Consider the following 8,333-nt stretch of genomic DNA (forward strand, 5'->3'; position numbering starts at 1 on the left):
ACGGCGGTGCCCAGTACCGGATCCCAGTTCACCAGACGCTTGCCGCGGTAGATCAGGCCCTGTTCGTACAGGCGCACGAAGACCTCCACGACGCCGCGCGACAGGCGTTCGTCCATGGTGAAATATTCGCGCGACCAGTCGCAGGATGAACCCAGGCGGCGGAACTGGCCGGTAATGGTGCTGCCGGACTGCTCCTTCCAGGTCCAGACACGTTCCAGGAACCGGTCGCGGCCCAGATCGTGGCGCGAGATGCCCTGGGCGTCCAGTTGGCGCTCGACCACGATCTGAGTGGCGATGCCCGCGTGATCCGTTCCGGGAATGAAGACCGTGTCGTCGCCCCGCATGCGATGGTGGCGGATCAGGCCGTCCATGATCGTCTGGTTGAAGGCATGCCCCATGTGCAGGGTGCCGGTGACGTTGGGGGGCGGAAACTGGATTGCAAAGGGTTCCGATGCCCGGCCAGGCGAGGGTTCGGCATGCTGTCCGCCGGCGAACAGGCCGCGGCGATTCCACTCGTCATACCAGCGGGACTCGATATCCTGGGGTTCGAAACTCTTGGGCAGGGAGGGGGCGGCGGAATCGCTCATGGGATCTTTTGAACCTAGGGATGGGGATGGCGAAAAAGCAGTTATTTTAGGCGCATGAAGCCAAAACCGCGCATGGTAAAATGCGCGGTTGACCACGAGACCTGATCGTCGGCCAGAATCGCTGGGCCGGCTGCGGCGGAGTCATTCTACATTTTCACCGGAAAACTCCCGTTTTCCATTCCTTACCGGAAACTTCCATGGCTATTGAACGTACCCTTTCCATCATCAAGCCCGACGCTGTCGCCAAGAACGCCATCGGGCAGATCGTTGCCCGTTTCGAGCAGGCCGGCCTGAAGGTCGTGGCTGCCCAGTTGCGCCAACTCTCGCGTGGCGAGGCCGAGCGTTTCTACGCCGTGCACAAGGAACGGCCCTTCTTCAAGGATCTGGTTGATTTCATGGTTTCGGGCCCGGTGTTCGTCCAGGTCCTGGAAGGCGAATCCGCCATTTCCAAGAACCGCGACCTGATGGGCGCGACCGATCCCAAGAAAGCCGCGCCGGGCACGATCCGCGCCGATTTTGCCGAAAGCATCGACGCCAATGCCGTGCACGGTTCCGACGCACCGGAAACGGCTGCGGTCGAAATCGCCTTTTTCTTTCCCGAAAGCAACATCCACAGCCGCTGATCGCGGCGCAGGCCCTGGCCAGGGCCTGCCCATAGGCTGAAATCATCCTCATATGTCCGGCGCCGAAATCATCAACGTTCTGGGTCTGGACCCGGCTGCCCTCGAAGCGCTCGTAGGGCAGTGGGGCGGCAAGCCTTTTCGTGCTCGCCAGCTGTCGCAGTGGGTGCACCAGCGCGGCATCGATCGGTTCCAGGACATGAGCGATCTGGCCAAGGATTTCCGCGCGCGCCTGGAAACCCATTGTGAGGTGCGGGCACCGGCCCTGAATCTGGAAAAGCGCTCCGCCGACGGCACCCGCAAGTGGCTGTTCGACATGGGGCAGGGCAATGCCATCGAAACGGTCTTCATCCCCGAGGACGATCGCGGCACGCTGTGCATTTCCAGCCAGGCAGGATGCACCGTGGCTTGTCCGTTCTGTTCCACAGGCTACCAGGGTTTCAGCCGCAACCTGAATACCGCCGAAATCATCGGCCAGCTCTGGTTCGCCAACCGTGCCCTGCGCGAAGATCCGGCGGCGGCACGGCTGGGCGCCCCTGCGGGCGAGGCCGACCGGGCCGTCAGCAATGTGGTCATGATGGGCATGGGTGAACCCTTGCTGAACTACGATCAGGTGCTGGGCGCCCTGCGGTTGATGCTGGACGACCACGCCTACGGCCTGTCGCGTCGCCGCGTGACTGTGTCCACGTCCGGTGTCGTACCCATGATGGATCGTCTGGCGCACGACTGCCCGGTGGCGCTGGCAGTGTCTCTGCATGCGCCGAACGACGAATTGCGCGACCGGCTGGTGCCGCTGAACCGCAAGCATCCGTTGGATGAACTGCTCGATGCCTGCAACCGCTATCTGGAACACGCGCCGCGCGATTTCATCACCTTCGAATATATTATGCTCGATGGCGTGAATGACGCCGACGAGCATGCGCGCCAGCTGATTGGTATTTCCAGGCGAGTGCGCTGCAAGTTCAATCTGATCCCCTTCAACCCCTTTCCGCAGTCCGGTCTGCGGCGTTCCTCGATGGCGCGCATCCGCTTGTTCTCTCAGCAGCTGACTGATGCGGGGCTGGTGGTCACGGTGCGCAAGACGCGCGGCGACGACATCGATGCTGCCTGTGGTCAACTGGCGGGAGAAGTCCGCGACCGGACGCGCATTGCGCAACGCTTGCCTGACCGGGCCAAGATCGTCATACGCAAAAAGGAGCATGGATGAGCGAAACTTCCCTGGACGGACTGCGGCGCCTGGATTCGGCCCAAGGCCAGGACACGCTGTCGCTGGGCGATGCGTTGCGGACTCTGCGCGAGACCCGCGGCCTGTCCCTGCCCGAAGTCTCCGCGCGCATCAAGTATTCTGCCGTGCAGCTGGGCTATCTTGAAGCGGGCGACTGGTCGCGCTTGCCTGAAGGCGTGCCATTGCGCGGACTGGTGCGCAATTACGCGCGTTTCCTCGAAACCGATGTGGATGCTGCGCTGAAACTGCTCGATGACGCAGTCGGTCCGACACGGCCCCGGCCTGCGGTCACGGCCCTGGGCGCCCAGCGCGCGCTGCAGCAGGCGGACATGATGCCCAAGGGCGAACCAGCCCATCGCACCTGGGCCTGGTTGCTGCTGATCCTGGTGCTGTTCTGCGTGGTCGGTGTATATGCGATCAATCGCGGCTGGGTGCCCGAATCATGGCTGGTGTTCGATTGGCTGAAGGCGTTGCGTCAATGATCGTTGATTCCACATTTTCCGAACCCGCCGCTGCGCCCCGACGGCCGACCCGTGCCGTCGCCGTGCGTTGGGGTGGCCATGTGGTTCAAGTGGGGGGGGATGCTCCGGTCGTGGTGCAGTCCATGACCAACACTGACACGGCCGATCCCCTGGCGACGGCCCGGCAGGTGCGCGCGCTCTGGCAGGCGGGGTCCGAACTGGTGCGCGTGACGGTCAACACCCCCGAGGCCGCCGCCCAGGTCGCCGCGCTGCGCGAAGCCCTGGACCGGATGAATGTGCCAGTGCCCCTGGTCGGGGACTTTCACTACAACGGCCACAAACTGCTGACCCAGTTTCCCGATTGCGCCCAGGCACTGTCCAAATACCGCATCAATCCCGGCAATATGGGCGGCGGCAAGCGCCGTGACGACAATTTCGCGCAGATGATCGAAGTGGCCTGCCGTCACGACAAACCGATCCGCATCGGCGTGAACTGGGGCAGCCTGGACCATGAGTTGCTGGCGCGGATGATGGACGAGAACGCCGCCCGGGCGACCCCCTGGTCGGCCAATGCCGTGATGCGCGAAGCCTTGGTGGTTTCGGCCATCAGCAATGCCGAACGCGCCCAGGAACTGGGGCTGCGCGGCGATGCCATCGTGCTGTCCTGCAAGGTCAGTCATGTCCAGGACCTGATTGCGGTCTATCGCGACCTGTCGCGCCGCTGCGATTACCCGTTGCATCTGGGCCTGACCGAGGCCGGCATGGGTTCCAAGGGCATCGTGGCCTCCACGGCGGCGCTGGCCGTGCTGCTCCAGGATGGCATCGGCGATACGATCCGCATCTCCCTGACTCCCGAGCCGGGCGGCGATCGCAGCCGCGAAGTCATCGTCGCCCAGGAAATCCTGCAGACCATGGGCCTGCGGGCATTTACCCCGATGGTGGTGGCCTGCCCGGGCTGTGGGCGCACCAGCAGTACGGTATTCCAGGAACTGGCTGCCAGCATCCAGTCCTTCCTGCGTGCCCAGATGCCGGTCTGGAAAACGCAATATCCGGGCGTCGAGAACATGCATGTGGCGGTGATGGGTTGCGTCGTCAATGGCCCCGGCGAAAGCCGCCATGCCGATATCGGCATCAGTCTGCCAGGCACGGGTGAAATTCCATCCGCGCCGGTCTATGTGGATGGCGAGCGCACCGTGACGCTCAAGGGCGACCACATCGCCCAGGAATTCCAGGCCATCGTCGAGAACTACGTGGCCCAGCGCTACGGACGGGGCCCGGGTGCCGAACCCGTGCGCCGCCCGGGCGTGGTGGCACGCGACACCCATTGAAATCCATGTCCGAATTCAAGAAAGTCGCCGGCTTGACCGGCATGAAAGATGCCTTGCCGCCGGAAACGGCGCGCTGGGAACGGCTCGAATCCATCGTACGCGAATGGCTGGCCGGATACGGCTATCAGAACCTGCGCACACCGGTACTGGAACATACCCGTCTGTTTGCGCGCGGCATCGGCGAGGTCACGGATATCGTCGAAAAGGAAATGTATTCCTTCGTCGATCCCCTGAACGACGAACGCCTGACCCTGCGGCCCGAATTCACCGCTGGCATCGTGCGCTCGGTGATCGAGCACAACTTTCTCTATGATCGCCCGCGCCGCGTCTATGCGATGGGGCCGGTGTTCCGGCATGAGCGCCCCCAGCGTGGCCGCTACCGCCAGTTCCATCAGATCGATGTCGAGGCCCTGGGGTTCCCGGGGCCGGACGTGGATGCGGAACTGATCGTGATGCTGGCGCGCCTGTGGCGCCTGCTGGGGCTGAAGGACATCCGCCTGGAACTCAACTCCCTGGGGCAGGCGGCCGAGCGGGCCGCCCACCGTGCCGCCCTGGTGGCGCACCTGGAAAAGCACCTCGATGTGCTCGACGAGGAAGCCCGCCGCCGCATGCACAGCAACCCCTTGCGCGTGCTCGATACCAAGAATCCTGCCATGCAGGACATGGCCAACAGCGCGCCGCGGCTGTTCGATTTCCTGGGGGCCGAGTCGCTGGCGCACTATCAGGGCCTGTGCGATCGGCTGGATGACGCCGGGATCGCCTATACGCTCAACCCGCGCCTGGTGCGCGGGCTGGACTATTACAATCTGACCGTCTTCGAATGGGTCACGGACCGCCTGGGCGCCCAGGGCACCGTGTGCGGCGGTGGCCGCTATGATGGCCTGATCGAGCTGCTGGCGGCAAGTCTGCGCCGGCCGTGGGTTTTGCCATCGGCATGGAACGCCTGCTCGATCTCTGGCAGCAGGACGCGCCCGATCAGGATCAGGCCGAATGCCAGGTCTATCTGGTCCACCAGGGCGACGTGGCCCAGCGGCGGGCGGCACAACTCGCGGAAACACTGCGTGATGCCGGGTTGAGGGCACTTGTCCATGCCGGTTCTGCTGGGTTTAAATCACAGTTCCGCCGGGCGGATGCCAGCGGAGCCGTAGCTGCCGTCGTCATCGGTGGCGATGAGCTGGCCTCGGGGCTGGCGACCGTGAAATGGCTGCGTGTCGGTGATGCCGGGGCGGGGCAGCAGGAATCGGTCGCTTTCGACCAATTGGCGAGGCAACTCCAACAAAGGATCTGAACACAGGCATGGCATACGATCTCGAAGAACAGGAAAAAATCGACGCACTGAAGGCCTGGTGGGAACGCTATGGCACGCTTTCCATGGCCCTGGTCTTTGCCGTGCTGGCGGTATTCGCCGGCTGGCGCGGCTGGCAGTGGTACCAGTCGCATCAGGCCAACCAGGCCATGGGCTACTACGAGGCTCTCGAGGCTGCTGCGTCCCAGACGGGCGACGATGCGGTGGCGCGCATCAAGGCAGCCAGCGCTGCTTTGCGCGAAGACTATGCCGGATCAGGCTATGCCGCGCGCGGCGTGCTGGTGGCCGCCTGGGCCTTGCAGGAACGCAAGGATCTGGACGGCGCCCGTGAGCAGCTCGAATGGCTGGTGCGGGACGAGGCTGCTCCGGCGCTGCGCGCGGTGGTCCGGCTGCGCCTGGCGGGCGTGTTGCTGGCCCAGCAGCAATACGAGTCTGCCCTGGCTCAGATCCAGGGCACGCCGCCTGCCGGATTCGCAGGCCTGTATGCGGACCGGCGCGGCGACATCCTGGCCGCCCAGGGGCAGCATGAGCAGGCTGTCCAGGCCTGGACCGAGGCGCTCAAGTCCCTGGGCGCTGATCCCGCTGCCCAGATCGTCCAATTGAAAATCGATGCCCTGAACGGAGCCTGATCATGCGCTCTTCTTTCCGCTTGTTTCGCGTAGCGCTCATTGGCCTGGCTGCTGTCGGCCTGTCCGGCTGCGGCCTGTTTTCCCAGACCGATGCGCGTTTCGATCCTGCACCGTTGACTGACTACGCCCCTTCGCTGGCCGTGTCGGCGCGCTGGTCGACCTCGATCGGCAGCGGTGGGGACTATGGCTTTTCTCCCGAACTGGTGGGGGACACGGTGTACGCCGCGACTCCCTCGGGGGCTGTGGCGGCGCTGGACGCTACGTCTGGCGCGTTGCGCTGGCGTGTCAATGCCGGACCGCTGTCGGCGGGGGTCGGCAGTGATGGCCGGATCGTCGCCGTGGCCACTCAGTCTGGTGGGGTCGTGGCCTATGATGCCCAGGGCCAGGAACTCTGGCGCGCCCAGGCCGCCAGTGCCATCAAGGTGCCGCCTGCCGTGGGCAATGGCATCGTCGCGGTGCGTACCACGGACTACCGCATCCAGGCCTTTGATGCAGCCAGTGGAAAACTGCGCTGGAATGTCCAGCGCCCCGGCCCGGCCTTGGCGTTGCGTACCAGTATCCGCATGTTGTCGGTGCCCAATCTGTTGATTGCCGGCATGCCCAATGGCCGCCTGATGGTGATCGATGCCGCATCCGGCGCCGTACGCTGGGAAGCTTCGGTCTCTACCTCGCGCGGGGCCTCCGACCTGGAGCGCATCACCGATGTTGTCGGTGCGCCGGTCATCGCTGGTCCGCTGTTGTGTGGTGTCAGCTACCAGGGCCGCACGACCTGCTTTGATGTGTCCCAGGGAGGGCGCCCGGTCTGGGCGCAGGACGTGTCCTCGGCGACGGGCATGAATACCGACGGCCAGCACCTTTATCTCGCGGATGCGCACGACAGGGTTCGGGCCTTGGACCTGCGGGACGGCCACGAGCTCTGGCAGCAGGCCGCGCTGCTCAATCGTCATCTGGGCGCGCCCGTGCCGTCTGGCGCAGTGGTGGCAGTGGGCGACTACGAGGGCTATGTGCATTTTCTGTCGCGAACCGATGGGGCCCTGATGGCCCGCTTGCACGTGGGGGGCGGCGCGCTCGTTTCTCCCTTGGTGCCGACGCCGCGCGGGGTCATCGTCCAGACGGGCGGTGGCCAGTTGATCCTGGTAGGTATTGGTGGCTGATGTGCGTGTCAAGCCAGTCGTGGCCCTGGTCGGGCGCACGAACGTCGGCAAATCGACCCTGTTCAATCGCCTGACGCGTTCACGCGCGGCGCTGGTGGCGAATATTTCCGGGTTGACTCGCGACCGCCACTATGGCGAAGGGCGGGTGGGCGAGCATCCCTACATCGTGGTTGATACTGGCGGGTTCGAACCGGTGGCCACGCGCGGCATCCTGGTCGAGATGGCGCGTCAGACCGCGCAGGCCATCGCCGAATCCGATGTGGTGGTGTTTCTGGTGGATGGGCGCGAGGGCATCAATGCCCACGATCATGAAATTGCCCGCCTGTTGCGCAAGTCGGGCCAGCGGGTGTTGCTGGCCGTGAACAAGGCCGAGGGCATGCGCCATCATGCCGATCTGGCGCAGTTTCATGAACTGGGGCTGGGTGAGCCGCACCCGATTTCTGCGGCGCACGGCGATGGCGTGTCGGCTCTGGTGGACGAGGCGCTGGCCCCGTTGTGGGCAGAACGCTCTGCCCACGCCGAAGCCGGGGATCCCGATGCGGGTGATGACGAAGTCCCCGGCCATCGGATCAAGCTTGCCATCGCCGGGCGGCCGAACGTGGGCAAGTCCACGCTCATCAACACGCTGGTGGGCGAGGAGCGCGTCATTGCCTATGATTTGCCGGGCACCACGCGCGACGCCATTGAAATCGAGTTCGAACGTGGTGGCCGTCGCTATACTCTGATCGACACCGCCGGCCTGCGACGTCGGGGCAAGGTCTTCGAGACGGTGGAAAAATTTTCCGTCATCAAGACATTGCAGGCCATCGAGGCGGCGAACGTCGTGTTGCTGCTGATCGATGCCAGCGACGGCATTTCCGATCAGGACGCGCACATCGCCGGCTTCATCACCGAAACGGGCCGTGCCCTGGTGGTGGGGCTGAACAAATGGGACGCAATCGATCGCGAACAGCGTGAGTGGGTGCAGCGCGAATACGACCGCAAGCTGCGTTTCCTGTCTTTTGCCCGCGTGTTGCACCTATC

Annotated in this window: 8 protein-coding genes and 1 pseudogene; 8 read left to right on the top strand and 1 reads right to left on the bottom strand. The window is 64.5% G+C overall.

Going from position 1 to position 8,333, the window contains the following annotated elements; all coding sequences use genetic code 11:
- Positions 1–587, bottom strand: a 587-nt coding sequence (locus RBR29_RS08975; protein WP_320348712.1) for a class I tRNA ligase family protein, incomplete at its 3' end; no start/stop codon positions are given.
- A 197-nt stretch (positions 588–784) separates the two neighbouring features.
- On the opposite strand from RBR29_RS08975, the gene ndk reads away from it, so the two are divergent.
- The 8 genes and pseudogenes from ndk to der form a co-directional block, all read left to right on the top strand.
- Positions 785–1,210 carry a nucleoside-diphosphate kinase gene (gene ndk / locus RBR29_RS08980; RefSeq protein ID WP_320348713.1) on the top strand — a complete coding sequence of 142 codons (426 nt, stop codon included), beginning with the start codon at positions 785–787 and terminating at the stop codon, positions 1,208–1,210.
- A gap of 52 nt (positions 1,211–1,262) precedes the next feature.
- Complete coding sequence (rlmN, locus tag RBR29_RS08985; protein WP_320348715.1) at positions 1,263–2,414, top strand: 23S rRNA (adenine(2503)-C(2))-methyltransferase RlmN; 1,152 nt, start codon at positions 1,263–1,265, stop codon at positions 2,412–2,414.
- A complete protein-coding gene (locus RBR29_RS08990; protein ID WP_320348717.1) occupies positions 2,411–2,914 on the top strand; it encodes a helix-turn-helix domain-containing protein in 504 nt (167 codons plus the stop codon). The genes rlmN and RBR29_RS08990 overlap by 4 nt, the downstream gene beginning before the upstream one ends.
- On the top strand, positions 2,911–4,221 hold the full coding sequence (gene ispG / locus RBR29_RS08995) for a flavodoxin-dependent (E)-4-hydroxy-3-methylbut-2-enyl-diphosphate synthase (protein WP_320348719.1): 1,311 nt from the start codon (positions 2,911–2,913) through the stop codon (positions 4,219–4,221). The genes RBR29_RS08990 and ispG overlap by 4 nt, the downstream gene beginning before the upstream one ends.
- A 5-nt stretch (positions 4,222–4,226) precedes the next feature.
- Positions 4,227–5,509 (top strand): annotated as a pseudogene (hisS, locus tag RBR29_RS09000) (histidine--tRNA ligase).
- Between the two features lie 8 nt (positions 5,510–5,517).
- Entirely contained in the window at positions 5,518–6,156 is a 639-nt protein-coding gene (locus RBR29_RS09005; RefSeq protein ID WP_320348720.1) for a tetratricopeptide repeat protein, read from the top strand.
- Between the two features lie 2 nt (positions 6,157–6,158).
- Complete coding sequence (bamB, locus tag RBR29_RS09010) at positions 6,159–7,310, top strand: outer membrane protein assembly factor BamB (RefSeq protein ID WP_320348722.1); 1,152 nt, start codon at positions 6,159–6,161, stop codon at positions 7,308–7,310.
- Position 7,311: 1 nt separating this feature from the next.
- Positions 7,312–8,333 (top strand): ribosome biogenesis GTPase Der (gene der / locus RBR29_RS09015; protein WP_320348723.1); only part of this gene is annotated, 1,022 nt, incomplete at its 3' end.

The organism is Castellaniella sp., assembly GCF_034007085.1.
Taxonomy (GTDB): domain Bacteria; phylum Pseudomonadota; class Gammaproteobacteria; order Burkholderiales; family Burkholderiaceae_B; genus Castellaniella.